This window comes from Microbacterium festucae (assembly GCF_025421715.1).
Lineage (GTDB): Bacteria > Actinomycetota > Actinomycetes > Actinomycetales > Microbacteriaceae > Microbacterium > Microbacterium festucae.
The window spans coordinates 624,698-647,836 of sequence record NZ_JAOEFC010000001.1 but is presented as its reverse complement, the minus strand read 5'-3'; the positions used below and the strand labels follow the sequence as shown (position 1 = coordinate 647,836).

The following is a 23,139-nucleotide window of genomic DNA, read 5'->3' as shown; positions in this document are numbered from 1 at the left end:
GTACCGCGCCGGGTCGCCTCTCCCGATGCGGATCAGGCGTCGGCGACGCAGCGGAAGCCGACGTGCGACATGCCGGTGTCCTCCGACTGCGGCGACCGCGCGGCGGGGCGGAAGCGCAGGCAGTAGGCGGGGGAGCACAGGTGCGAGCCGCCCTTGAGCACCCGGCGCGCGGTCGTCGGGCCGCCGGCGGGGGAGCCGAGCAGGTTCGTGCGGGTGCCGGCATCCACCGGCCGGTCGGACGGGCGCACGTGGCGCGGGGCGTAGAAGTCGGTCGTCCACTCCCACACGTTGCCGGTCATGTCGTAGAGGCCGTAGCCGTTGGGGGCGTACGACCCCACCGGTGCGGTGCCGCCCCACCCGCGGTTGTCGTACGGGAAGCGCCCGATCCACGAGTTGGCCTGCGGCACCCCGTCGGGATACGCCTCGTCGCCCCACGCGAAGCGGGCGCCCACCAGACCGCCGCGTGCGGCGTACTCGTGCTCGGTCTCGGTCGGCAGGCGCTTGCCCGCCCAGGCGGCGTACGCCTCGGCGTCCTCGAAGGCGACGTGCACGACGGGGTGGGTGAGGCGGTCGTCGATCGACGAATCGGGGCCGAACGGCCGCCGCCAGAACGCCCCCGGTTCCCACCGCCACCAGCCGCGCCAGTCCGAGAGGTCGACGGGGCCGGAGGTCGGGGTGAAGACCATCGCGCCGGGAACGAGGTCGGCGGGGTCGGCGCCGGGGAAGTCGGCCGGGTCGAGGCTGCGCTCGGCGACGGTGACGTAGCCGGTCTCGTCGACGAACCGCGCGTAGTCGGCGTTGGTGACGGCGTAGGGGTCGATGCGGAACGGGGCGACCACGCGCTCGTGCACCGGTCCCTCGTCGGGGTAGAACTCGTCAGACCCCATCAGGAAGGCGCCGCCGCCGATCAGCACCATCTCGTTCATGCCTTCACGCTAGCCCGCCCGCCGCGCCCTCCGGCCACGCCGCGGCAACCTGTCGCGCGCGCGGGCGCGGCTCTGCCAGACTGGCGCCACCTGTGAGTGCGAGAGAAAGAGCGTGATGCAGCGACCGTTGGCGGGCCTGACCGCACACAACGCCGCCCGTGAGCTGCTGGCCGGGGTCACCCTGCTCGCGATCGCCGTGCCGCTCAACATCGGCTACGCCCAGATCGCCGGGCTGCCCGCCACGGCGGGGCTCTATGCGCTCATCCTCCCCACGGTGGTCTACGCGCTCACCGTCTCGTCGCGTCAGCTGGTCGCCTCGCCGGATGCCGCCGCCGCCGCCCTCGTCGCCTCGTCGATCGGCGGGTTGGCCGTGGCCGGCAGCGCCGACTACGCCACGCTCGCACTGGCGCAGGCGATCATCGTCGGCGTGATGTTCCTGGCGCTGTCGCTGTTCCGGCTCGGCTTCCTCGCCAACTTCCTCTCCAAGCCGATCCTCGTCGGGTTCGTCGGCGGTCTGGCGCTGGACATCATGGTCAGCCAGGTCGCGAAGATGCTCGGGGTGAAGATCGACTCGGGCGGCGAGTTCGTCGACAAGGTCGCCGGGCTGGTGGCCGGCCTCGGCACCGCCAGCGGATGGTCGATCGTCATCGCCGCCGCGGCGGTGGCCGTGCTGCTGGGCGGCCGCCGCGTGCTGCCCGTGGTGCCGTGGGCGCTGGTGGTGCTCATCGTCGCCACCGTCGTCGTCGTGGTCACCGACGCGCAGGATGCCGGTGTCGACGTGCTCGGCGAGGTGCCGGCAGGGCCCCCGCAGCTGACCTGGCCGGTGCTCGACTGGTCGATGTGGCTGGCGCTGGTGCCCTCGGCGATCGCCCTCACGATGATCACGACGGCCGAAGGGCTGCTGGTCTCGCGCTCCTACGGCGAGAAGCGCGGCTACCCCACCCGTCCCAACCGCGACCTCTTCGCGTTCGGCGTGAGCAACATCGCCGCGGGTGCCTCGGCGAGCTTCACCGTCGGCTCGTCCACCTCGCGCACCGCCGCGATGGACCAGGCGGGCTCGCGCACCCAGCTGCCCTCGCTCGTGCTGGCGGTGGGCACGCTGCTGCTGGTGATGTTCGGAACGGCGCTGCTGGCCGACATCCCCTCGCCGGCGATCGGCGCGATCGTGGCGGTCGCCATCATCCCGCTCCTGGGCGTGCGTGACTTCATCCAGCTGTGGCGCAAAGACCGGTTCGAGTTCGCGATCGGCGTCGTCTGCTTCCTCGTGACGCTGCTGGTCGGCTCGATCGCCGGCATCGTGGTCGCTTTCGTGCTCGCGCTCATCAACCTCGCCAAGCGGGCCGCCAACCCCGCCATCGATGTGCTCGCCGCCTCGGGCGATCCGGCCGAGTCGCTGCTGACCGAGGCGCCCGAAGGCACCACGACCGCCCCCGGCGTCATCGTGATCCGCCTGGCCGCGCCCCTCTTCTTCGCCAACGGCGACGTGTTCTCGCAGGCGGCGAAGGATGCCGTCACCCACGCGGGGCCCGGCGCCGTGCGGCACCTGGTCATCGACATGGAGGCCGTGACCGACGTCGACGTCACCGGCGCAGAGGCGTTCGAGGCGCTGCAGTCGTGGCTCGACGAGCAGCACGTCTCGCTCGGGTTCAGCCGCGTGCGACCCGACACCGCCGTGCGGCTGCGCCGCCTCGGGCTGCTCGACGCGCAGCCGGTGTACGCGACCAACCGCGCCGCGCTGACCGCGCTGGCCACCGACCCCGCCCCGAAGGAGAACTGACCATGGGTGCAGTCATCGGCGAGGTGCTGCCGCTCGCGCTCGGCATCGCCATCAGCCCGATCCCGATCATCGCCGCGATCCTCATGCTGCTCTCGCCCAAGGCGCGCGTGACCAGTGTCGGGTTCCTGCTGGGCTGGGTGCTCGGCATCATCGCGGCCGTCGTGGTCTTCACGCTGCTGTCGTCGGTGCTCCCCAGCGGCGACCCCGACGCGTCCAAGCCGGTGCAGGGCGTGATCCAGCTCATCCTCGGCGCCCTGCTGCTGCTGCTCGCGCTGAAGCAGTGGCGCGGGCGGCCCCGCGGCGACCAGGCGCCGGCGCTGCCCGCCTGGATGAAGGCGATCGACAAGATCACCTTCCTCGGCGCGTTCGGCCTCGGCTTCCTGCTGTCGGCGCTGAACCCCAAGAACCTGCTCATGGGTGCAGGCGCCGGTGTCGACATCGGCGGCGCCGGCCTCGACGTGGGCGCGATCGTCGTGGTGATCGCCGTGTTCACGGTGATCGCCGCGTGCACGGTGGCCATCCCCGTGATCGCCTACCTCGTGGCATCCGATCGGCTGCGCGGCCCCCTCGACGGGCTGCGGGGCTGGCTCGAGAAGGAGAACGCGGTCATCATGACCGTGCTGCTGCTCGTGATCGGCGTGTCCATGATCGGCAAGGGCATCGGAAGCTTCTAGAAGGGAAGACGCATGACACAGTTCACCTACGGTCCCGTCGAGCTGTACCTGGTGGGGTTCGAGGGCGACCGCCCCAACCCCCAGGTCATCCGCTCGCTCACCGACCTGCTCGAGGGCGGTCTGGTGCGTCTGCTCGACTTCATCCTCATCTCGCGCTCCGACAGCGGTGAGGTCACCGTCACCGAGATCGAGGACGAGACAGAGGAGTACGGCTTCGGCGGTGTCGAGCTGGGCGCGACGGGCATCGTCGCCGACGACGACGTCGCCGAGTTCGCCGAGCTCATCCCGCCCGGGTCGTCGGCGGCGCTCGTCGCCCTCGAACTGAGCTGGGCGCGCGACCTCGCGCGCAGCGTGGATGCCGCCGGCGCCGTCGTGCTGCGCTCCGAGCGCATCCCCGCCCCCATCGTCAACGCCGTCGTCGACGCCGTCGCCGCCGCAGAGTAGGAGATCAGGATGCCGCTCATCAGAAGGTTCGGACGCCCCGGGCTGCTGGGTCTGGCCGCCCGCACCGCCGTCGTCGCCGGCACCGCCACCGCCGTCAGCGGCGGGATCGCGGAGCACCGTCGCAACAAGGCGCAGGCCGAGTACGAGCAGGAGCAGTACGAGGCCGCGCAGCAGCAGGCCCAGGTCAACGCGGCCGCGCAGTCGGCCGTCGCCCAGGCGGGGCCGCCGCCCGCCGCGGCCGGCGTCGATCTCGTCGGCGAACTGCAGAAGCTCGCAGCGCTGAAAGAGGCCGGCGCGCTCACGCAGGCCGAGTTCGACACCGCCAAGGCGCGCCTGCTGGCGTAAGCCCTGCCGGTGCAGGTCACCTCGAAGGAGAGGTCGTGGGCGAACTCGTCCTGCAGCTGATCCCCGTCGCGCTCGGCATCGTGCTGAGCCCGCTGGCGATCATGGCGCTCGTGGCCATCCTCGTCTCCCGGCTCGCCCGGGTGAACGGCGTCGCCTTCCTCATCGGGTGGGCGGCGGGCGTCATCGCGGTGCTGCTGCTCGGGCTGTGGATCTTCGCGGCGCTCGACGTGCAGGCGCCGCAGAAGCCTCCGGTGTGGGTGGATCTGCTGCGCATCGCGATCGCGCTGTTCCTGCTGGGCGCCGCCGTCTGGGTGTACCGCAAGGGGCACGCGCACGTGAAGGCGATGGCCGTGGCGACCACCCCGCAGGCGGTGGTCGCCGCGGCGCCCCAGCTGCCGGGGTGGCTGCAGACGGTCTCGACCTTCCGCCCGGGACGGTCGGCGGCGCTCGGGCTCGGCATCTTCGTGCTCAACCCGGTCGACGCCTCGTGCGCCCTGCTGGCCGCGCTCGATCTCACCCTGGCCGGGCTCGACACCGCGCCGCTGGTCGGGGTCGTGGCCGTGTTCTGGGTCGTCTCGGTGCTGCCGATCGCGATCCCGGTGATCTACGTGCTGGTGCGCGGCGCCGCCGCCCAGCCCAGCCTCGACCGGCTGCGCGACTGGGTCGCCACCCACACCAACGTGCTCAACGCCGCGCTGCTGCTGGTCATCGCCGTGCTGCAGCTGCAGAAGGGCATCAGCGCGCTGCTGTGAGGCGATGCGGGTGCCCGCGGCATCCGCGGATGCCGTCAGTACAGCAAAACATGTATCGTCGTCGGCATGGTGACGATGACCGCCTCGACGACCCATACCGCAGCGCTCGCGCGGCTCGGCCATGCGCTGTCCGATCCCACCCGCGCCTCGGTGCTCCTGGCCCTGCGCACAGCGCCGGGCTACCCGTCGGATCTGGCCGATGCCATAGGGGTGACCCGTCAGGTGATGTCGAACCAGCTGGCGTGCCTGCGCGGCTGCGGCCTGGTCGAGGCGGTGCCGGAGGGACGCCGGGTGGCCTACCGGCTGGCCGACGCCCACCTGGCGCCGGCGCTGGACGCACTGCTGCGCGTGGTGCTCCACGTCGAGCCCGACTGCTGCACGGGCAGCACCTGCCGGTGCGCATGAGCGCCGCGACCCCCGGCGTGCACGAGCGTCGCGGCGTTCTGCAGCGTCGCATCCGCTGGATCGTCACCGCGACCATCGTCTACAACATCGTCGAGGCGGGCATCGCGATCGCGGCGGGTGCGGCGGCATCGTCGGCCGCGCTGGTGGGCTTCGGGCTCGACTCGACCGTGGAGGTGCTCTCGGCGGCCGCCGTCGCGTGGCAGTTCACCCGCCGCGAGCCGGAGCGGTGGGAGCGCGGCACGCTCCGCGTCATCGCCGTCGCGTTCTTCGGCCTCGCGGTCTACGTCACGGTCAGTTCGGTGTCGGCGCTGGTCGGGCGCGTCGATGCCGACCACTCGCCGATCGGCATCGCGCTCACCGCGGTGAGCGTCGTGGTCATGCCCTTCCTCTCGCGGGCGGAGCATCGCGCGGGCACCGAGCTGGGATCGGCGACGGCTGTCGCCGACGCGCGGCAGACATTGCTGTGCGCCTCCCTCTCGGCCGCGGTGCTCATCGGACTCGTGCTCAACAGCGCCTTCGGCTGGTGGTGGGCCGACCCGCTCGCCGGGCTCGTCATCGCCGCGTTCGCGGTGCGGGAGGGTATCGAGGCGTGGCGCGGTGACGCGTGCGCGACCTCGGTCGGCATGATCCTCGACGACGACGACGACGACGACGACGGCGGCCACAGCGGTCACGAGGGTCACGACGGGTCAGGCGATCACGCCCGAGATCATCACCACTGAGTCGGAGCGGCTTCCGGCGGCGCGGCCGGTCCCGCTACCGTGAGGCGGGGGCCGTCCGGGTCCCGAGGGAGGGGCGCCGTGCCGGAGGTCGAGAAGGTCGCGCACCGCTCCGCCGATCGGCCTCGGGTCGCGGCGACGCCCGGCGGGATGGCGTGGTCGTGGCGGCTGTTCGGGCTGGGCGTGGTGTTCGCCGTGCCGGCCGCCGTCGTCGCGCTGTGGCAGCCCGGATTCGGACTGGCCGTGGCCGTGGGCACGGTTCCCGCCGCCATCAACCGGCTCGCCCCGTTGCGATCCGCTCGCGTCTCGGTCGTCGTGGTCGGCGTCGGCGCGGGGCTGAGCCTCGTCGCCGGTGCGCTGCTGACGCAGGTGCCCGCCGTGGCCGTCGCCGTCCTGTTCCTGCTGGGCCCGGCCGCCGCTCTGGGCGCGCGCACGGGTCGGCTCGGGGCGATGGCGCTCGCCCTCGGCCTGCCGCTGGTGGGCATCGGGCTGAGCATCTCCGACGTCGCCACCGCCCTCGCCCTGGGCGGCGTCATGGCCGTGGCATCCGTGTATGCCTGGCTGGTGTCGCTGCTGTGGCCGGCCGAAGACCCCGAGCCCGAGAGCGCGCCCGCACCGCCGCCGCTCGGGCGGCGTGCGGCCCTGGCCTACGGCATCCTGCTCGGCACGGCCGGCGCGCTCGCCGCGGGCATCGGCTACGCGCTGGGGCTGGAGCACGTCGGGTGGGCCACCGGCGCCTGCCTGCTCGTGATGCGCCCGCACCGTTCGCTGCTGTTCTCGCGCAGCATCGGGCGCGCCCTGTCGGTGCTCGTCGGCGCCCTGGCGGCGGCGCTGTTCGCGCTGGCCGCCCCGCAGCCGTGGGCCATCGCCGCCGCCTGCATGCTCGTGCTGGCCGCGGCGACCGCCACGCAGCGCAGCCGCTGGTACGTCGCCCCCGGATTCACGACCTTCCTCGCGCTGTCGATGATCATGCACCAGCCGGGCCAGTCGCCCGCTGTCAGCTTTCAGGAGCGCGTCGGCGAGACGCTGCTCGGCGTCGCACTCGCGTTGCTGTTCGGCTGGGGCCTTCCCGCCGCCCTCACGCGACTGGTGCGGCGCTCGCCCGCACGTCTCTGACCGGATCACCCCAGGAGGACTCATGCCCGTCGACCCGACCCCGCTCGATCACACCTTCACCGCTCCGATCGGAGTGGACGTCAAAGGCGAGGTATGGGCGTGCGTCGAGATGCCCGGCTCCGCCGACTTCTTCGGCACCGGGAGGGCGGTGCGCGTCGACCTGACCGTCGACGGCATCCCGATGCCGAACGTGGGGATGATGGTCACCGGCACCGGCGGGCACATGGTCTCGCTCAACGCGGCGATGCGCCGCAAGCTCGGCAAGGACATCGGCGACACCGTCACCGTGCACCTCACCCAGCGGCGGAGTTAGGGCGCCACGCCCTCGTACGCCGGGCTGTCGGGGTCGTACGCGTCGAAGCCGCGCACGACCCGATACTCCGGACCCAGCTGCGCCTGGAGCTCAGCGACGAGGCGCTCTCCCTCGGCGGCCCACTCGAGCCCATCGGGCCGTGTGGGCCAGCGGATCTCGGTGACGGGGTCCAGCACGTGCTCCCAGGTGCGGTTCCATGCGCGCAGCGCCGCGCGGAGCTCCGCGGTGAGGATGAAGGTGTCCGGCATGAGGTCGCCCGCGTACCATCCGGGAGCCAAGACGATCACGCGCGGCCTCCGGTCGGTTGCTGCTGCAGGCATGCAGAGACCCTAACCGCGGCGCCGCGGTGGCCGGAAGAGGCGAGGGATGTCGTTCGCCCCGGGCGCGGGGACGACCGGCCCTCGCGGGGAGGGCATCCGTGCTCAGAGGTACGTCTGGACGCGAGCCGCGCGCCTGACGACCATAGAGGCGTCGCTCGACGCCTTTCTCGCCGCGAGCCGGCAGGCGGGGGGCGTTTCGACTCGCTGCGCTCGCTCAACGACCGGGGGCGGGGGCGTTTCGACTCGCTGCGCTCGCTCAACGACCGGGGGCGAGGGCGTTTCGGAACGGCCTCGTCGGGGCAAAGCAAAACCCCCGCCATGTAGAAGCTAGGCGAGGGTTTCTGGGATGACTGTAACGATCATCCGTGTGGCTCCGACGGGCGTCGATCCCGTGACCTCACGATTTTCAGTCGTGCGCTCTACCAACTGAGCTACAGAGCCGCATGGCATCCGAGGAGCCATGTCGTAGACGAAAGGCCCTCTGAAGACAAAGGGCCCGTCGCTATGAGCGACCCTGACGGGACTTGAACCCGCGACCTCCGCCGTGACAGGGCGGCACGCTAACCAACTGCGCTACAGGGCCATGCGTATTCAGTTATGTGTTTCGGAGAGTGACCCCAACGGGATTCGAACCCGTGCTACCGCCGTGAAAGGGCGGCGTCCTAGGCCGCTAAACGATGGGGCCGAGCGAACCCAGAGGCTCACGCTTACCGAGGGACAAGCATACGAGATTCTCCAGGGAATGCGAAATCGAGGGCGTGGCAGGCGTCGAATCGCCGTTGCGAGGGGGAGGATGGCCGCGCAGCGGCATGGGAAATCCGACCTGGGAAATGCCTGACGATGTTGTTACTGTGAAAGAAGTGAAGTCCGCGAACGGAAGGCCCCCCACGTGCGCAAGGACGAGTTCACCTCGGTAGAAGACTGCGGCTGCGCCCCGACGCCAGCCGAGATGCAGGCTTTCGGCCGGGGCCGCGTGCTCTCCCGCCGAGGCGCAATCGCCCTCGGCACGTTCGGCGTTGCCGCCGCCGGATTCCTCATCGCCCAGCCCGCCTGGGCTGCCCTGCCCGGCTACCCGTCCTGGGACGACGTGCAGCGCGCCAAGAACAACGAGGCCACCAAGGGCGCCGAGATCTCGCGCATCGAGGGCCTCATCCAGCAGATGCAGGCCGACGTCGCCGCCAAGCAGGCCATGGCCGAGCAGCTGGCCGGCGAGTACGCGCAGGCCCAGCTCGACTTCGAAGCCGCCGCCGAGCGCGCCGACACCCTGCAGGAGCAGGCGGATGCCGAATCGGCCAAGGCCGACGTGGCGTCGCAGAAGCTCGGAAAGCTCGCCGCCCAGCAGTACCGCAACGGCGGCGACGACGCCGCGATGGAGCTGTTCTTCTCGGGATCGGCGGCCTCCGCCGACGACCTGCTGGCGCGCCTGGGCACGATGGACCAGCTCGTCGCCGCCAACCGCAGCGTCTACACCGAAGCGGTCACCGCGCGCGACAACGCCCAGAACCTCAGCAACCAGGCCCAGGTCGCCCGCGACGAGCGCGACCGCCTGCAGCGCGAGGCCGAGGCGAAGATGGTCAAGGCGCAAGACGCCGCGACCGCCGCGCAGGCCGCCCTCGACAACCAGACGGCCAACCTCTCCACGCTGCAGGCGCAGCTGGCCGCCCTGAAGGACACGACCGCTCAGACCGTCGCCGCCTACCAGGCCGGCGTCGAGGAAGAGCGCCGCCGCGAAGAAGAGCGCAAGCGCCGCGAGCGCGAGGAAGCCGCTCGTCGCGCCGCCGAAGAAGAGCGTCGCCGGCAAGAGGCGGCGGCCGCGGCTGCTGCCGGAGGTGGCGGCGGAGGCGGCGGAGGCGGCGGAGGAGGCGGCGGCGGTGGCGGCAACGCCGGCCAGGTGCAGCCCTCCGGCTGGGTGCGGCCCGGCTACGGCGGCATCTCGTCATGGTTCGGCACCCGCGGCACCATCTGCGGCAACGGCTACTGCACCACCACGGGTCACCGCGGCATCGACTTCGCCGGCAACTGCGGCTCGCCGATCTTCGCCGCCGCCGGCGGCCGGGTCATCTGGGCCGGGCGCCTGGACTCGTGGGGCAACTACATCAAGGTCGACCACGGTGGCGGCATCGTCACCGCCTACGCGCACATCCGCGACGGCGGCTACAACGTCGGCGTGGGCGCCAACGTCGGCGCCGGCCAGACCATCGCCTACGTCGGCAGCACCGGCGCCTCCACCGGCTGCCACCTGCACTTCGAGGTGTGGCGCAACGGCACCCGCATCGACCCGGCGCCGTTCCTGCGCGGCAAGGGCATCTCGGTCTGACAGACCGCGACGACCGACGAGAAAGGGCCGGATGCCATGGCATCCGGCCCTTCGTCCGTTCAGCGGCGCTGCGTCAGAGCGTGTTGGGCGCTTCGCCCTCACCCTGGGTCTTCGTCTGGCCCTCGTGCTCTTCGAAGCGGGTGAACGCCTCGGAGACGAGGCGCTCGGCCTCGGAGGCGTCGGCCCACTCGTCGACCTTGACCCACTTGCCGGGCTCGAGGTCCTTATAGTGCTCGAAGAAGTGGTTGATCTCGTTCTTGGTCCACTCGTCGACGTCGGAGACGTCCTGGATGTGGCCCCAGCGCGGGTCCTTGGCGAGCACCGCGACGACCTTGTCGTCGCCGCCGGCCTCGTCGGTCATCTTCAGCACGCCGACGGGGCGCACCTTGGCGAGGATGCCGGGCGCCAGGTCGTGGTCGAGCAGCACGAGCACGTCGAGCGGGTCCCCGTCTTCGCCGAGCGTGTTCTCGAAGAAGCCGTAGTTGGCCGGGTAGCCCATCGGGGTGTACAGGATGCGGTCGAGGAACACGCGGCCGGTGCCGTGGTCGACCTCGTACTTGATCTTGCTGTTGCGCGGGATCTCGATGACGGCGTCGTACGCGCCCATGCTGGTGCTCCTTCTGAAGGCTGCGGATATGCGGCTCAAGCCTAGTCGCGGCGCCTCCAGCCCGCCCGGCCGGCGTCGTGCCGGGCGGTCACGGCCGCCGAGCGGACCATAACTCAGGCAGAATCCGGCCCCGAGCGTCCGTGGCCGGGCGGAACGCCCGAATTGCCTGAGTTATGGGCCACCGCGCTCAGGTCACCACGCCCGGCCCACCCGCCCGGTCACCCGCCGCCGCACCCGGCCTCGGGCACCGCGCCCCACCACCCCACCGCCCCACCGCCCCACCGCCCCACCGCACCCCACCCCTCGCCCGGCTACCGTGGGCGTATGCCGCATCGCCCGAGCCTCGACCCCGCCGTCGCCGAGATCCGTCGCGCGGTGCGCGGATGCCTCGAGGGTCTGACCGGGCCGGTGCTGGTGGGGCTGTCCGGCGGGGCCGACTCGCTCGCGCTGGCGGCGGCCGTGGCCTTCGAGGCGCCCAAGGCCGGTGTCGCGGCGACCGCCGTCGTCGTCGACCACGGGCTGCAGGACGGGTCGGACGTCGTCGCCGCCCGTGCCGCGGCCACCGCCGAGCAACTGGGTCTTCCGGCGCGGGTCGTGCGCGTCGAGGTCGGCACCGAGGGCGGACCCGAGGCCGCCGCCCGCGACGCGCGCCGCGGCGCGCTCACCGCGGCCGCACGCCAGCAGGCCGCCACCGCCGTGCTGCTGGCGCATACCCTCGACGACCAGGCCGAGACGGTGCTGGCGGGCCTCGCCCGCGGCTCGGGGGCGCTGAGCCTGGCGGGCATGTCGCCCGATCGCGTCGAGGAGGGCGTGCGGTGGCTGCGGCCGCTGCTCACCGTGCGCCGCGCCACCACCCGCGCCGCGTGCGTGGCCGCGGGCCTGCCGCCCTGGGACGACCCGCACAACCTCGACCGGCGCTTCCTGCGGGTGCGGGTGCGCCAAGACGTGATGCCGCTGCTGGAATCGGAGCTCGGACCGGGCGTCGCCGAGGCGCTGGCCCGCACCGCCGAGCAGCTGCGCGAGGATGCCGAGGCGTTCGCCGACATGATCGACGAGACGATCGAAGACATCGTCGAGCACGCCGAGGCGGGCATCTCGGTGTCGGTGGCCGCCCTGGCCGCCAACCCCGCCGCGCTGCGGCACCGGATCATCCGCCATGTCGTGCACAGCGAGTTCGGGGTGAGCCTCACCCGCACCCAGACGGTGGAGGTGGGCCGCCTCGCGACCGACTGGCGCGGCCAGGGCCCCCTCGACCTCCCCGGCTGCACGGCCCGGCGCGAGGGCATCCGCATCGTTTTCACTGCGACCTGACCGCTCGGCGGCCGGCGGGCGCCACGTACACTCGAAGGCATGCGCGCGGCCGATATCGCTGACCAGCTCACGGATGTCCTCGTCACCGAGGAGCAGATCCACGCCAAGCTCACCGAGCTCGCCGCGCGGGTCGACGCCGATTACGAGGGCGAGGACCTGATCCTCATCGGCGTGCTCAAGGGCGCGGTCATGGTGATGGCCGACTTCGCCCGGCTGCTGCAGCGCGACATCTCGATGGACTGGATGGCGGTGTCGTCGTACGGCGCCGGCACGAAGTCGAGCGGCGTCGTGCAGATCCGCAAAGACCTCGACACCGACCTGCACGGCAAGCACGTGCTGATCGTCGAGGACATCATCGACTCGGGCCTGACCCTCAGCTGGCTGCTCGAGAACTTCGCCTCGCGCGGTGCCGAGTCGATCGAGGTGCTGGCGCTGCTGCGCAAGCCCGAGGCCGCCAAGGTCGAGATCGACTGCCGCTACGTCGGCTTCGACATCCCCAACGACTTCGTCGTCGGCTACGGCCTCGACTACGCCGAGCGCTACCGCAACCTGCGCGACGTGGCCGTGCTCGCGCCGCACGTCTACAGCTGACGCACCGTACGCCCAGGACGAACGCACAGTCGAGGCACAGTCCTCGCGCGATAGCCTGTGCGGACCATGGATTTCAAGAAGCTCGCCCGCAATCCGTTCGTGTACGTGGTGCTCATCGGAGTGCTGCTGCTGCTCGGCATGACGCTGATCAACAGCCTCGGCGGCGCCAAGCAGATCACGACGCAGCAGGGTCTCGAGCTTCTGAAGGGCGACACCGTCACCGAGGTGGTCAACACCGACGGTGACCAGCGCGTCGACCTGACCCTGTCGGCCCCGTTCGAGGGCTCCGAGCAGGTGCAGTTCTACTACGTCGACGCCCGCTCCGCGGAGGTGGTGGATGCCATCAGCGCGTCGGCCCCGTCCGACGGCTTCAACGACGTGGTGCCGCGCCCGGGCTGGTTCGAGGGTCTGCTCTCGATCATGTTCCCGCTGCTGCTGCTGGGCCTGCTCTTCTGGTTCTTCTTCTCGGCCGCGCAGGGCGGCAACAGCCGCGTCATGCAGTTCGGCAAGTCGCGCGCCAAGCTCGTCACCAAGGAGACCCCGACGGTCACCTTCGCCGATGTCGCCGGCTCCGACGAGGCCATCGAGGAGATGCAGGAGATCAAGGACTTCCTGAAGGACCCGACCAAGTTCCAGGCGGTCGGCGCCCGCATCCCGAAGGGCGTGCTACTGTACGGCCCTCCCGGAACCGGAAAGACGCTGCTCGCCCGTGCGGTCGCCGGCGAGGCGGGCGTGCCGTTCTACTCGATCTCGGGGTCGGACTTCGTCGAGATGTTCGTCGGCGTCGGCGCGAGCCGCGTGCGCGACCTGTTCAACCAGGCCAAGGAGAACGCCCCGGCGATCATCTTCATCGATGAGATCGATGCCGTCGGCCGCCACCGCGGCGCCGGCATGGGCGGCGGTCACGACGAGCGCGAGCAGACGCTGAACCAGATGCTCGTCGAGATGGACGGCTTCGACCCCAAGGAGTCGGTGATCGTCATCGCGGCCACCAACCGCCCCGACATCCTCGACCCGGCGCTGCTGCGCCCCGGTCGCTTCGACCGCCAGATCGGCGTGGACGCCCCCGACCTGAAGGGCCGTCAGCGCATCCTCGAGGTGCACGGCCGCGGCAAGCCGCTCTCGCCGTCGGTCGACCTCGCCGTCATCGCCCGCAAGACGCCCGGCTTCACCGGCGCCGACCTCGCGAACGTGCTGAACGAGGCCGCGCTGCTCACCGCCCGCTCCAACGCGCAGCTGATCGACATGCGGGCGCTCGACGAGGCGATCGACCGCGTCATCGCCGGTCCGCAGCGCCGCACCCGCGTGATGAGGGACAAGGAGAAGCTCATCACCGCCTACCACGAGGGCGGCCACGCCCTCGCCGCGGCGGCGATGAACCACACCGACCCGGTGACGAAGATCACGATCCTGCCGCGCGGCAAGGCCCTCGGCTACACGATGGTGCTGCCGCTGGAAGACAAGTACTCGGTCACCCGCAACGAGCTCCAAGACCAGCTGGCCTACGCCATGGGCGGCCGCGTCGCCGAGGAGATCGTGTTCCACGACCCCACCACCGGCGCCAGCAACGACATCGAGAAGGCCACCGGCATCGCCCGCAAGATGGTCACCGAGTACGGCATGACCACCGACGTGGGCCCGGTCAAGCTCGGCTCGTCGTCGGGCGAGGTGTTCATGGGGCGCGACATGGGTCACGGCCGCGACTTCTCGGAGCGGGTCGCCGAGCGCGTCGACGCGCAGGTGCGCGCGCTCATCGAGCAGGCCCACGACGAGGCCTACGAGGTGCTCAACGCCAACCGCGAGGTGCTCGACCGGCTGGCGCTGGCCCTGCTCGAGAAGGAGACGCTCGACCACCTCGAGCTCGCCGAGATCTTCAAGGACGTCACGCACCTGCCGCCGCGTCCGCAGTGGCTCTCCAGCGACCAGCGCCCCGTCTCGACGCTGCCGCCGGTCGACGTGCCGCGTCGCGCCGAGGTCGACGTCGCGGCATCCGCCTCGGCCGAAGACGCCCCGGCGGCCAAGACGGCGCCCGCGCGGCGCCCGACGGGGCAGGCCCGGCCGGCGACCGCGTAGGCTCGGCACGTGGCCGTCGATCGTGACCGCGTCGCCGCCGCTGTGCGCGAGCTCCTCGAGGCGATCGGGGAAGACCCCGGGCGTCCGGGGCTGAAGACGACTCCCGAGCGCGTCGCCGACCTGTATGCGGAGTTCTTCGCCGGCGTCGGCGAGGATGCCGGGGCACCGCTGGCCCACACCATCTCGGTGACCCGGGGGCCGGCCCCCGAGACGCTGCCCTCCGGGGCGGTCATGCTGCGCGACATCCGCTTCCGGTCGGTGTGCGAGCACCACCTGCTGCCCTTCGCCGGGCGCGCGCACATCGCCTACCTGCCGGGCGAGCAGGTCGTGGGCCTGGGTGCACTGCCGCGGGTGGTCGACGTGCTCGCCGCCCGTCCGCAGGTGCAGGAGCGCCTGGGCGAGCAGATCGCCGACACGATCGCGGGCTCGCTCGACACCCGCGGCGTGCTCGTCGTGCTCGACGCGACCCACCAGTGCGTCACGATGCGCGGCGGCCGCCAGCCCGACACCTCCACGGTGACCATCGCCGCCCGCGGCGATCTGGCCGAGCCCGCCGCCCGCGCCGAGATCATCGCCCTGCTCGTCGGCGCCGCACCCCACGGCGCACCCCACGGCGCACCCCACGGGCCGTCCCATGGGGCGGGCGCATGACGCTCGTGATGGGCATCGTCAACGTGACCCCCGATTCGTTCAGCGACGGCGGCCGCTACCTCGACGCGGATGCCGCCATCGCCCATGCCCGGGCGCTGCGCGCGGCCGGCGCCGATCTGCTCGATGTCGGGGGCGAATCGACCCGCCCCGGCGCGGAGCGCGTGGGCGCGGCCGTCGAGCAGGCGCGCGTGCTGCCGGTGGTCACCGCCCTGGCCGCCGAGGGCGCCGTGGTCAGCATCGACACCATGAACGCCGCCACCGCGCTGGCCGCCGTCGCCGCCGGTGCGCGCATCGTCAACGACGTGTCGGGCGGCCTCGCCGACCCCGACATGCTCCCGGCCATCGCCGGCACGGATGCCGACATCGTGCTGCAGCACTGGCGCGGCCACTCCGCCGATATGTATGCGCATGCCGAGTACGCCGACGTGCGCAGCGACCTCGTGCGCGAGGTGGCCGCCCGTGCCGCCGCCGCGACGGCCGCGGGCATCCCCGCGAGTCGCGTGATCGTCGATCCCGGCATCGGGTTCGGCAAGCGCGGGCCGCAGAACTGGGAGGCGCTGCGGGCGCTGGACGCGCTCGTCGGCCTCGGGCACCGCGTGCTCGTCGGCACGAGCCGCAAGGGCTTCATCGCCGACGCGCTGCGCGAGATCAGCGCCGAGGCGCCCGCCGCCGAGGTCACCGAGCAGCGCCGCGACCTGGCCACCGCCGTGACGAGCGTGCTGGCCGCGCAGGCCGGCGCCTGGGCGGTGCGCGTGCACGACGTGTCGGCCACCCGCGACGCCCTGGGCGTCTTGAGCCGTTGGGAGGGTCGATGACCGACACCATCAGCATCGCCGGCATCCGGGCGACCGGATTCCACGGGGTCTACGACCACGAGCGCCGTGACGGGCAGCAGTTCGTCGCCGACCTCGTGCTCGAGCTGCCCCTGGCCCGCGCCGCCGCGACCGACGACGTCGCCGACACCGTGCACTACGGCGAGGTCGCCGAGCAGGTCGCCGCGATCCTCGCGGGCGACCCGGTGAACCTGCTCGAGACCCTCGCCGCCCGCATCGCCGATGCGATCCTCGAGCGTCCCGCCGTGCAGGCGGTGACGGTGACCCTCCACAAACCGCAGGCGCCCATCCCGGTGCCGTTCGGTGACGTCGCCGTGACCATCCGCCGCACCCGCGACGACGCCCCCGCCGAGGTCGTCGCGTGAGCCGCCGACTCGCGCAGGGCATCCGCGACGAGCCCGTGCAGCGCGCCGACGCGTCCCCGGCCGCCGTCGTGGTCGCCCTGGGCGCCAACCTCGGCGACCGTGCGGATGCCATCGCGCAGGCGCTCGGCGACCTCGCGCGCCTGCCGCTCACGCGGGTGACGGCCGCCGCCGCCCCGATCGAGACGGTGGCGGTGACCCTCGCGGGCCCCGACACCGACGCGCCCGCCTACCTCAACACCGTCGCGCTGCTGCAGACGCGCCTCGCGCCGAGCGTGCTGCTCACCTATCTGCACGCCATCGAGGCCCGGCACGGCCGGGAGCGGCGCGAGCGCTGGGGCGACCGCACCCTCGACCTCGACCTCATCGCCTACGGCGACCTGCGCTCCGACGATCCCGCGCTCACGCTGCCGCATCCGCGCGCCGCCGAGCGGGTGTTCGTGCTGGCACCGTGGGCGGCCGTCGACCCGGATGCCGTGCTGCCGGGCGCGGGACGCGTCGACGCCCTGCTCGCCGCGCTCGAAGACGCCACGGCCACCGGCGAGGCGGGGGCCGGCTCGTGAAGCGCACGAGCGCGGGCGTCATCGCCGGGTCGGTGTTCGCCGGGCTCGTGATCGGCTTCCTCGTCGACCAGCTGCTCACCTCCAACGCCCGCCCCACGTTCACGCCGTCGCTGGCGCTGCCCGTGCTGCTGGTGCTGCTGGCGGTCGTCGTGCTGCTGCTGGCCATCCCGATCCGCCGCGCCACCAGTGGCGCCGGCGGTGCGCAGGTCGACCCGTTCCGCGCCGTGCGCGTGGTGATGCTCGCCAAGGCCGCCAGCATCGTCGGGGCCGTCGTCGCCGGCATCGGCGGCGGACTGCTCTCGTTCCTTCTCACCCGTCCCGTCGCGCCCTCGTTAGGCTCGACGGGAGCGGTGATCGCGGCTCTGGTCGCGGGCGCCGTGCTGACCGCGGCGAGCCTCGTCGCCGAGCACCTCTGCACCATTCGGAAGGACGACGATGACGACCAGCCCGGACCACCCGAGCCCGGACTCGGATACTCCCACCACGACTGACGTGCCGGCGGCCGACGCCCCGGCATCCGTGTCGGTGCTCGACGAGGGCACGTTCCCCGCGATCGTCGAGCCGCGCAGCACCAACCGCCTCACGCTCGACGACGGCACCTGGCATCAGATCGCGCCGCAGTACGTCATCGTGCAGCTCATCTCGAGCGGGGCCCTGCTCGTGCTGGTCGTGGCCGCCGCCCTCGTCGGCGCGCTGGTGCTGGATCAGACCTGGGTGTGGATCCCCGCGGCCATCGTCACGGTGATCCTCGTGTGGACGCTGGCGATCCTGCCGCGTCAGGCGCGGTCGATCGGCTACCGGCTGCGCAAGGACGACCTGGTCTTCCGCCGCGGCATCCTGTGGCAGCGCATCGTCGCGGTGCCCTACGGGCGCATGCAGCTCGTCGACATCACGCACGGGCCGCTGGACCGGGGGTTCGGCATCGCCCAGCTGAAGCTCGTGACCGCCGCCGCGGCCACCGGGGTGACGATCCCGGGCCTGCGGCAGGCCTCGGCCGAGGAGCTGCGCGACACCCTCATCGACGTCGCCGAATCGCGCCGGACCGGGCTGTGAGGCGAACCGCACCGTGAGCGATCTGCCCCCGCCGCCGCCCGAGCCCGCCGCCCCCGCCCCTGCCGCCCCTGTCGCCGGGACGGCGGTCGCGCCGGTGCCCGCCGAGCTCGTGCGCTCGCCGCTCAGCGACGGCGAATGGCACCGGCTGCACCCGCTGACGCCGCTGCTGCGCGGCGGCCTGTTCCTCATCGTGCTGATCGGCATCGTCGTCGCCAACCTGCGCGACCGCCTGATCGAGCTGGTGTTCCCGTGGATGCTGCCCGACGGCGTCGAGTGGGACGAGTACGCCGCCGAGGCCGACCCGGTCGAGTACCTCGTGACGCACGAATTGCTGCTCATCGCGCTGCTGGCGGTCGTGGTCACCCTGGTGGTGCTGCTCGCCCTGTTCTGGACCTCGTGGCGCTTCCACACGTTCCGCATCACCGGCGACGACGTCGAGGTGCGCAGCGGAGTGCTGTTCCGCACGCACCGCCGCGCCCCGCTCGACCGCGTGCAGGGGGTCGACCTCACGCGGCCGATGGTCGCGCGTCTGCTGGGCGCCGCCAAGCTCGAGGTCGTCGGCGCGGGCCTGGACTCCAACGTGAAGCTGGAGTACCTGTCGACGGCCAACGCCGAGACGATCCGCGCCGACATCCTGCGCCTGGCCTCAGGTCGCCGCCTGGGCGCGCAGGCGGCCCGCGGCGAGGCCGCCGGCACCCGCACGCGCGCGGCCGTGGCCACCGTCGGCGCCGGGCTCACCGGCCTCATCGACGGCGCCGAAGCACCCGTCGAAGAGCCGGAATCGGTCGTCCACATCCCCACCGGCCGCATCATCGGCGCGCACCTGCTGTCGGGGTCCACGCTGTGGCTGATCGCGCTGGTCGCCGCCGTCGTCGTCGGCTCGATCTTCGGCACCCCGTGGGTGCTGTTCTCCATCGTCCCCGCCCTCATCGGTTTCGGAACCTACTGGTTCCGCCAGATCACGCGGTCGCTGCGCTACGCGATCGCGCCGACGCCGGCCGGCATCCGCATCACCTTCGGACTGTTCACGACGATCACCGAGACCCTCCCGCCGGGGCGCATCCACGCCGTCGAGATCGCCCAGCCGCTGCTGTGGCGCAAGTTCGGCTGGTGGCGCCTGCGCGTCAACCGCCTCTCGGGGCGCTCGGCCACCGACACCCAGTCGGTGCAGTTCGCCGACGTGCTGCCGGTGGGCACGCGGGCCGACGCCGAGCGGGTGCTGCGACTGCTGCTGCCGGGGCTGCCCGCCGACGAGCAGGAGCGACTGTTCCCGCAGGGCGTGCTCGGCCCCGCCGAGGGCGACGGCTTCGCGACGACCCCGCGGCGGGCGCGCTGGCTGCGCCCGCTGTCGTGGCGCCGCAACGGCTTCCGCCTCACCCCCGACGTGCTGCTGCTGCGCTCGGGCGTGCTGCGCCGCGTGCTGGTGGTGCTGCCGCTGGCGCGCCTGCAGTCGGTGCGCATCAGCCAGGGCCCCCTCGACCGCCGCCTCGATGTCGCCAACCTCACCGGACACACCGTGCTCGGCCAGGTGTCGGGGGGCCTCGGCATCCTCGACCGCGCCGCCACCCAGCGCGTCTGGGAAGACGTGGCCGTCGCGGTGGTCGCCGCCTCCGCCGCCGACCGTTCGCACCGCTGGGACGCCGAGGACGACGAGCCGGATGCCGCGAGCCCGGATGCCGCGCCGGCCGAGGCTCCGCGGCCGGATGCTGCGCCGGCCGAGGCTCCGCGGGCAGAAGCCGCGGACTCGGGTGCCGTCGAGCCGGATGCCGTGAGCCCGGATGCCGTGCCGGCCGAGCCTTCGCGGCCGGACGCCGCGGACTCGAGTGCCGTCGCCACCGCGCCCACGACGGAGGAGCGCACGTGATCCGCAGCGGCAGACTCGGCGTCGGGGTCATCGGTGCGGGCCGCGTGGGCCCGATCATCGCCGCGGCGCTCGCCGGCGCGGGGCACGCCCTCACCGGGGTGACCTCGGGCAGTGATCCCGAGCGGGTCGAGGCGGTGCTGCCCGGTGTGCCGGTGCTCGCCGCCGACGAGGTCGTTCGCCGCAGCGAGCTCGTGGTGATCGCGGTGCCGCACGACGAGCTGCCGGCCCTGGTGACGGGGCTCGCCGACCTCGGGGCGTGGCAGCCGGGGCAGCTCGTGCTGCACACCGACCCCGCCTACGGCACCGGTGTGCTCGCGCCCGCCGTCGGCAAGGGCGTCATCCCGTTGGCCGTGCACCCGGCGATCACCTTCACCGGCACCTCGATCGACCTGCGTCAGCTGGCCGGGGCCTACGCGGCGGTGACGGCGCCCGGCTCGGTGCTGCCCATCGCGCAGGCGCTCGCCGTCGAGCTCGGATGCGAGCCGATCGTCGTGGCCGAAGACGACCGCGCCGCCTACGGTGAGGCGATCGCCACCGCGACGGAGTTCTCGGCGTCGATCGTGCGCCAGGCCGCGCGGCTGCTCGACCAGGCGGGGGTGCCCGCGCCCGGGCGCTACCTGTCGCCCCTTCTGCACTCCACCGTCGAGCGCGCCCTCGTCGAAGCCGGTCAGGGACCGGCGCCCGACGAGGAGCTGCGGTGACAGAGGTCGAACTCGCCGCGATCCCCGCCGGCGAAGTGGAGCTGCGCGACGCCCGGCGGCGCATGCGGCGCACCGTGCGTCTCGAGCCGTTCGAGCTGGGCGTCTATGCGGTCACGCGGGAGCAGCTGTCCGACGTGCTCGGCGTCGCCTCGCCCGGCACCGGCGACCCCGACGACCCGCGCCGCCCGGCGACCGACCTGTCGTGGCAACGGGCCGTGCGGTTCTGCAACGCCCTGTCGGAGTGGGAGGGGCTCGACCCCGCCTACCGCGTCGACGGCGACGAGGTCTCCTGGCTCGTCGACTCCGACGGCTTCCGTCTGCCGACCGAAGCCGAGTGGGAGTACGCGTGCCGTGCCGGCTCCACCGGCGCCCAGTACGGACCGCTCCCCGAGGTCGCCTGGACGGCGGCCGACGGGCTGAGCGCACCGCAGCCGGTCGGCGGCAGGCATCCGAATCTCTTCGGTCTGTTCGACACGCTCGGCAACGCGTGGGAGTGGTGCTGGGACCTGCTCGACCCGCTGCGCTACGGCGATTACCGGGTGTTCCGCGGCGGCGGTTTCGCCGACGACGCCTGGAGTGTGCGCGCCGGTGTGCGCCGCGGCGGCGCGCCGCGCATGCACCACGACGATGTCGGGCTGCGGGTGGCGCGCGGGGGATTCGACGCCGTCGACGCCGCGCAGGGCTGGTCGCTGGCCGCCGATCGGGAACGCGCCGTCGACGACGGCCCGCTGCCGCCGGGCTGGACGCCGCTGCGCTGACCGGTGACCGGGGGGACCCGTTGCCGGGGGAGCGCCCAGGAGCGGTCGATAGAATCAGTGGTCGACCCCGAGGAGCCTTTTCACCATGACCGACGCGCCCGCACCCGCGCCCGCCGAGCCGACCGTCCCCACCGGGTCGAACGCCCCCGCCGCCGAGGTCGACGACATCCTCGACGACGTCTTCGAGCAGAAGGCCGTGCGCCTGGCCAAGCGCGAGCGCCTGCTGGCCGAGCGCACCGACGCCGCCGGCGGCGCCTACCCGGTGGCGGTGCCGGTCACCGACACGATCCCCGCCCTGCGTGCCCGCTACGCCGACCTCGAAGCCGGCGCCGAGACCGGGGTCACCGCCTCGGTCGCCGGTCGCGTGGTCTTCAGCCGCAACACCGGCAAGCTCTGCTTCGCGTCGCTGCAGTCCGGCGACGGCAGCCGCATCCAGGCGATGGTCTCGCTCGCCGAGGTGGGCGAGGAATCGCTGCAGGCGTGGAAGGAGCTCGTCGACCTGGGCGACCACGTCTCGGTCACCGGCCAGGTGATCTCGAGCCGCCGCGGCGAGCTGTCGATCATGGTCGCCGACTGGGCCATCGCCGCCAAGGCGCTGCTGCCGCTGCCGAACCTGCACACCGAGCTGAGCGAGGAGTCGCGGGTGCGCTCGCGATTCCTCGACCTGATCGTGCGCGATCGGGCGCGTGAGACGGTCATCGCCCGCGCCAAGGCCAACGCGAGCCTGCGTGCCACCTTCGCCGCCCACGACTTCCTCGAGGTCGAGACCCCGATGCTGCAGGTGCAGCACGGCGGCGCCTCGGCCCGGCCGTTCGTCACCAAGTCCAACGCGTTCGACACCGACCTGTTCCTGCGCATCGCGCCCGAGCTCTTCCTCAAGCGCGCCGTCGTCGGCGGCATCGACCGGGTGTTCGAGATCAACCGCAACTTCCGCAACGAGGGCGCCGACTCCACCCACAGCCCCGAGTTCGCGATGCTCGAGGCCTACCAGGCCTACAGCGATTACAACGGCATCGCCGACCTCACCCAGGAGCTGATCCAGCAGGCGGCCGTCGCCGTCTCGGGCTCCACCACGGTCGTCTGGGCCGACGGCACCGAGTACGACCTCGGCGGGCAGTGGGACCGCATCTCGATGTACGACTCCCTGTCCGAGGCGGCCGGCCGCACCATCACGCCGGCCACCGGCATCGACGAGCTCAAGGCGCTCGCCGCCGAGGTCGGAGTCGAGGTGCCCGAGAAGATCGCCACGCACGGCAAGTTCGTCGAAGAGCTGTGGGAGCACTTCGTCAAGGGCGGCCTCGAGCGCCCGACGTTCGTCATGGACTTCCCCCTCGACACCAGCCCCCTCGTGCGCGAGCACCGCACGATCGCGGGCGTCGTCGAGAAGTGGGACCTCTACGTGCGCGGCTTCGAGCTGGCCACCGGCTACTCCGAGCTCGTCGACCCCGTCATCCAGCGCGAGCGCTTCGTCGAGCAGGCGAAGCTCGCCGCCCGTGGCGACGACGAGGCCATGCGCGTCGACGAGGAGTTCCTCCGCGCCCTCGAGCACGGCATGCCGCCCACCGGTGGCATGGGCATGGGCATCGACCGCCTCATGATGGCGATCACCGGGCTCGGCATCCGCGAGACGATCCTCTTCCCGCTGGTCAAGTAGCACCGCCGGC

At 72.5% G+C, this 23,139-nt stretch carries 26 protein-coding genes and 3 tRNA genes; 23 read left to right on the top strand and 6 right to left on the bottom strand.

Annotated features, from left to right (window positions below; genetic code table 11):
• Window positions 1-32: 32 nt before the first annotated feature.
• Entirely contained in the window at window positions 33-917 is an 885-nt protein-coding gene (locus N3K63_RS02885) for a formylglycine-generating enzyme family protein (RefSeq protein ID WP_261579171.1), read from the bottom strand.
• 124 nt (window positions 918-1,041) lie between these two features.
• Here N3K63_RS02885 and N3K63_RS02880 point away from each other — a divergent pair, with 124 nt between their 5' ends.
• The 9 genes from N3K63_RS02880 to N3K63_RS02840 all read left to right on the top strand — a co-directional run bounded on the left by N3K63_RS02880 (window position 1,042) and on the right by N3K63_RS02840 (window position 7,471).
• Window positions 1,042-2,703 (top strand): SulP family inorganic anion transporter, encoded by a 1,662-nt coding sequence (locus N3K63_RS02880; RefSeq protein WP_261578475.1) that lies wholly within the window; start codon window positions 1,042-1,044, stop codon window positions 2,701-2,703.
• A 2-nt stretch (window positions 2,704-2,705) separates the two neighbouring features.
• Window positions 2,706-3,377: a GAP family protein gene (locus tag N3K63_RS02875; protein ID WP_261578473.1), complete on the top strand. Its 672-nt coding sequence runs from the start codon at window positions 2,706-2,708 to the stop codon at window positions 3,375-3,377.
• Between the two features lie 12 nt (window positions 3,378-3,389).
• Window positions 3,390-3,821, top strand: coding sequence for a DUF6325 family protein (locus tag N3K63_RS02870; protein WP_261578472.1), 432 nt, complete (start codon window positions 3,390-3,392; stop codon window positions 3,819-3,821).
• A gap of 9 nt (window positions 3,822-3,830) precedes the next feature.
• On the top strand, window positions 3,831-4,166 hold the full coding sequence (locus tag N3K63_RS02865; RefSeq protein ID WP_261578471.1) for an SHOCT domain-containing protein: 336 nt from the start codon (window positions 3,831-3,833) through the stop codon (window positions 4,164-4,166).
• 35 nt (window positions 4,167-4,201) lie between these two features.
• Complete coding sequence (locus N3K63_RS02860) at window positions 4,202-4,918, top strand: GAP family protein (protein ID WP_261578470.1); 717 nt, start codon at window positions 4,202-4,204, stop codon at window positions 4,916-4,918.
• 66 nt (window positions 4,919-4,984) lie between these two features.
• Complete coding sequence (locus N3K63_RS02855) at window positions 4,985-5,323, top strand: ArsR/SmtB family transcription factor (protein WP_315943078.1); 339 nt, start codon at window positions 4,985-4,987, stop codon at window positions 5,321-5,323.
• On the top strand, window positions 5,320-6,045 hold the full coding sequence (locus N3K63_RS02850; RefSeq protein WP_261578468.1) for a cation transporter: 726 nt from the start codon (window positions 5,320-5,322) through the stop codon (window positions 6,043-6,045). The genes N3K63_RS02855 and N3K63_RS02850 overlap by 4 nt, the downstream gene beginning before the upstream one ends.
• A gap of 78 nt (window positions 6,046-6,123) precedes the next feature.
• Entirely contained in the window at window positions 6,124-7,158 is a 1,035-nt protein-coding gene (locus N3K63_RS02845) for an FUSC family protein (RefSeq protein ID WP_261578466.1), read from the top strand.
• Between the two features lie 22 nt (window positions 7,159-7,180).
• Entirely contained in the window at window positions 7,181-7,471 is a 291-nt protein-coding gene (locus N3K63_RS02840; RefSeq protein ID WP_261578465.1) for a DUF1905 domain-containing protein, read from the top strand.
• Here the strand turns inward: N3K63_RS02840 and N3K63_RS02835 are convergent.
• The 4 genes from N3K63_RS02835 to N3K63_RS02820 all read right to left on the bottom strand — a co-directional run bounded on the left by N3K63_RS02835 (window position 7,468) and on the right by N3K63_RS02820 (window position 8,476).
• Complete coding sequence (locus N3K63_RS02835) at window positions 7,468-7,791, bottom strand: hypothetical protein (protein WP_261578464.1); 324 nt, start codon at window positions 7,789-7,791, stop codon at window positions 7,468-7,470. The two genes, N3K63_RS02840 and N3K63_RS02835, sit on opposite strands and share 4 nt — an antisense overlap.
• A 368-nt stretch (window positions 7,792-8,159) precedes the next feature.
• Window positions 8,160-8,232, bottom strand: a tRNA-Phe gene (locus N3K63_RS02830).
• Window positions 8,233-8,300: 68 nt separating this feature from the next.
• Window positions 8,301-8,374, bottom strand: a tRNA-Asp gene (locus N3K63_RS02825).
• Window positions 8,375-8,403: 29 nt separating this feature from the next.
• Window positions 8,404-8,476: transfer RNA gene (locus N3K63_RS02820), tRNA-Glu, on the bottom strand.
• A gap of 264 nt (window positions 8,477-8,740) precedes the next feature.
• Between N3K63_RS02820 and N3K63_RS02815 the strand changes: the two genes are divergently transcribed.
• On the top strand, window positions 8,741-10,108 hold the full coding sequence (locus N3K63_RS02815) for a M23 family metallopeptidase (RefSeq protein ID WP_261578462.1): 1,368 nt from the start codon (window positions 8,741-8,743) through the stop codon (window positions 10,106-10,108).
• 73 nt (window positions 10,109-10,181) lie between these two features.
• Here N3K63_RS02815 and ppa read toward each other — a convergent pair whose 3' ends face one another.
• Complete coding sequence (gene ppa / locus N3K63_RS02810; protein WP_261578461.1) at window positions 10,182-10,715, bottom strand: inorganic diphosphatase; 534 nt, start codon at window positions 10,713-10,715, stop codon at window positions 10,182-10,184.
• A 324-nt stretch (window positions 10,716-11,039) separates the two neighbouring features.
• Between ppa and tilS the strand changes: the two genes are divergently transcribed.
• The 13 genes from tilS to lysS all read left to right on the top strand — a co-directional run bounded on the left by tilS (window position 11,040) and on the right by lysS (window position 23,129).
• Entirely contained in the window at window positions 11,040-12,026 is a 987-nt protein-coding gene (gene tilS, locus N3K63_RS02805; RefSeq protein ID WP_261578458.1) for a tRNA lysidine(34) synthetase TilS, read from the top strand.
• 39 nt (window positions 12,027-12,065) lie between these two features.
• Window positions 12,066-12,617, top strand: a complete 552-nt coding sequence (gene hpt, locus N3K63_RS02800; RefSeq protein WP_261578455.1) for a hypoxanthine phosphoribosyltransferase — start codon at window positions 12,066-12,068, stop codon at window positions 12,615-12,617.
• 66 nt (window positions 12,618-12,683) lie between these two features.
• Window positions 12,684-14,690, top strand: coding sequence for an ATP-dependent zinc metalloprotease FtsH (gene ftsH / locus N3K63_RS02795; protein WP_261578452.1), 2,007 nt, complete (start codon window positions 12,684-12,686; stop codon window positions 14,688-14,690).
• Window positions 14,691-14,699: 9 nt separating this feature from the next.
• On the top strand, window positions 14,700-15,341 hold the full coding sequence (folE, locus tag N3K63_RS02790) for a GTP cyclohydrolase I (RefSeq protein ID WP_261578447.1): 642 nt from the start codon (window positions 14,700-14,702) through the stop codon (window positions 15,339-15,341).
• Window positions 15,338-16,156 carry a dihydropteroate synthase gene (folP, locus tag N3K63_RS02785; protein ID WP_261578446.1) on the top strand — a complete coding sequence of 273 codons (819 nt, stop codon included), beginning with the start codon at window positions 15,338-15,340 and terminating at the stop codon, window positions 16,154-16,156. Before folE ends, folP begins: the two co-directional genes overlap by 4 nt.
• A complete protein-coding gene (gene folB / locus N3K63_RS02780) occupies window positions 16,153-16,539 on the top strand; it encodes a dihydroneopterin aldolase (RefSeq protein ID WP_261578442.1) in 387 nt (128 codons plus the stop codon). The genes folP and folB overlap by 4 nt, the downstream gene beginning before the upstream one ends.
• Entirely contained in the window at window positions 16,536-17,099 is a 564-nt protein-coding gene (folK, locus tag N3K63_RS02775; protein WP_261578441.1) for a 2-amino-4-hydroxy-6-hydroxymethyldihydropteridine diphosphokinase, read from the top strand. Before folB ends, folK begins: the two co-directional genes overlap by 4 nt.
• Entirely contained in the window at window positions 17,096-17,590 is a 495-nt protein-coding gene (locus N3K63_RS02770) for a DUF3180 domain-containing protein (protein WP_261578440.1), read from the top strand. The genes folK and N3K63_RS02770 overlap by 4 nt, the downstream gene beginning before the upstream one ends.
• The gene (locus tag N3K63_RS02765; protein ID WP_261578439.1) at window positions 17,535-18,152 is read left to right on the top strand and encodes a PH domain-containing protein; all 618 of its coding nucleotides are present in this window, start codon (window positions 17,535-17,537) and stop codon (window positions 18,150-18,152) included. Before N3K63_RS02770 ends, N3K63_RS02765 begins: the two co-directional genes overlap by 56 nt.
• 13 nt (window positions 18,153-18,165) lie before the next feature.
• Window positions 18,166-20,016, top strand: a complete 1,851-nt coding sequence (locus tag N3K63_RS02760; protein WP_261578438.1) for a PH domain-containing protein — start codon at window positions 18,166-18,168, stop codon at window positions 20,014-20,016.
• Window positions 20,013-20,717, top strand: coding sequence for a Rossmann-like and DUF2520 domain-containing protein (locus N3K63_RS02755; RefSeq protein WP_261578434.1), 705 nt, complete (start codon window positions 20,013-20,015; stop codon window positions 20,715-20,717). The genes N3K63_RS02760 and N3K63_RS02755 overlap by 4 nt, the downstream gene beginning before the upstream one ends.
• Window positions 20,714-21,475 carry a formylglycine-generating enzyme family protein gene (locus N3K63_RS02750; protein WP_261578433.1) on the top strand — a complete coding sequence of 254 codons (762 nt, stop codon included), beginning with the start codon at window positions 20,714-20,716 and terminating at the stop codon, window positions 21,473-21,475. Before N3K63_RS02755 ends, N3K63_RS02750 begins: the two co-directional genes overlap by 4 nt.
• A gap of 85 nt (window positions 21,476-21,560) precedes the next feature.
• A complete protein-coding gene (gene lysS, locus N3K63_RS02745; protein ID WP_261578432.1) occupies window positions 21,561-23,129 on the top strand; it encodes a lysine--tRNA ligase in 1,569 nt (522 codons plus the stop codon).
• Window positions 23,130-23,139 lie beyond the last annotated feature (10 nt).

Bases quoted from the DNA above. Each gene is read 5' to 3' on its own strand.
- N3K63_RS02855 (WP_315943078.1), top strand. From the start codon at position 4,985: ATGGTGACGATGACCGCCTCGACGACCCATACCGCAGCGCTCGCGCGG.
- N3K63_RS02765 (WP_261578439.1), top strand. From the start codon at position 17,535: ATGACGACCAGCCCGGACCACCCGAGCCCGGACTCGGATACTCCCACC.
- hpt (WP_261578455.1), top strand. From the start codon at position 12,066: ATGCGCGCGGCCGATATCGCTGACCAGCTCACGGATGTCCTCGTCACC.
- lysS (WP_261578432.1), top strand. From the start codon at position 21,561: ATGACCGACGCGCCCGCACCCGCGCCCGCCGAGCCGACCGTCCCCACC.
- N3K63_RS02865 (WP_261578471.1), top strand. From the start codon at position 3,831: ATGCCGCTCATCAGAAGGTTCGGACGCCCCGGGCTGCTGGGTCTGGCC.
- folP (WP_261578446.1), top strand. From the start codon at position 15,338: ATGACGCTCGTGATGGGCATCGTCAACGTGACCCCCGATTCGTTCAGC.
- ftsH (WP_261578452.1), top strand. From the start codon at position 12,684: ATGGATTTCAAGAAGCTCGCCCGCAATCCGTTCGTGTACGTGGTGCTC.
- ppa (WP_261578461.1), bottom strand. From the start codon at position 10,715: ATGGGCGCGTACGACGCCGTCATCGAGATCCCGCGCAACAGCAAGATC.
- N3K63_RS02840 (WP_261578465.1), top strand. From the start codon at position 7,181: ATGCCCGTCGACCCGACCCCGCTCGATCACACCTTCACCGCTCCGATC.
- N3K63_RS02885 (WP_261579171.1), bottom strand. From the start codon at position 917: ATGGTGCTGATCGGCGGCGGCGCCTTCCTGATGGGGTCTGACGAGTTC.
- N3K63_RS02850 (WP_261578468.1), top strand. From the start codon at position 5,320: ATGAGCGCCGCGACCCCCGGCGTGCACGAGCGTCGCGGCGTTCTGCAG.
- folB (WP_261578442.1), top strand. From the start codon at position 16,153: ATGACCGACACCATCAGCATCGCCGGCATCCGGGCGACCGGATTCCAC.
- N3K63_RS02835 (WP_261578464.1), bottom strand. From the start codon at position 7,791: ATGCCTGCAGCAGCAACCGACCGGAGGCCGCGCGTGATCGTCTTGGCT.
- N3K63_RS02815 (WP_261578462.1), top strand. From the start codon at position 8,741: ATGCAGGCTTTCGGCCGGGGCCGCGTGCTCTCCCGCCGAGGCGCAATC.
- N3K63_RS02875 (WP_261578473.1), top strand. From the start codon at position 2,706: ATGGGTGCAGTCATCGGCGAGGTGCTGCCGCTCGCGCTCGGCATCGCC.
- N3K63_RS02870 (WP_261578472.1), top strand. From the start codon at position 3,390: ATGACACAGTTCACCTACGGTCCCGTCGAGCTGTACCTGGTGGGGTTC.
- tilS (WP_261578458.1), top strand. From the start codon at position 11,040: ATGCCGCATCGCCCGAGCCTCGACCCCGCCGTCGCCGAGATCCGTCGC.
- N3K63_RS02880 (WP_261578475.1), top strand. From the start codon at position 1,042: ATGCAGCGACCGTTGGCGGGCCTGACCGCACACAACGCCGCCCGTGAG.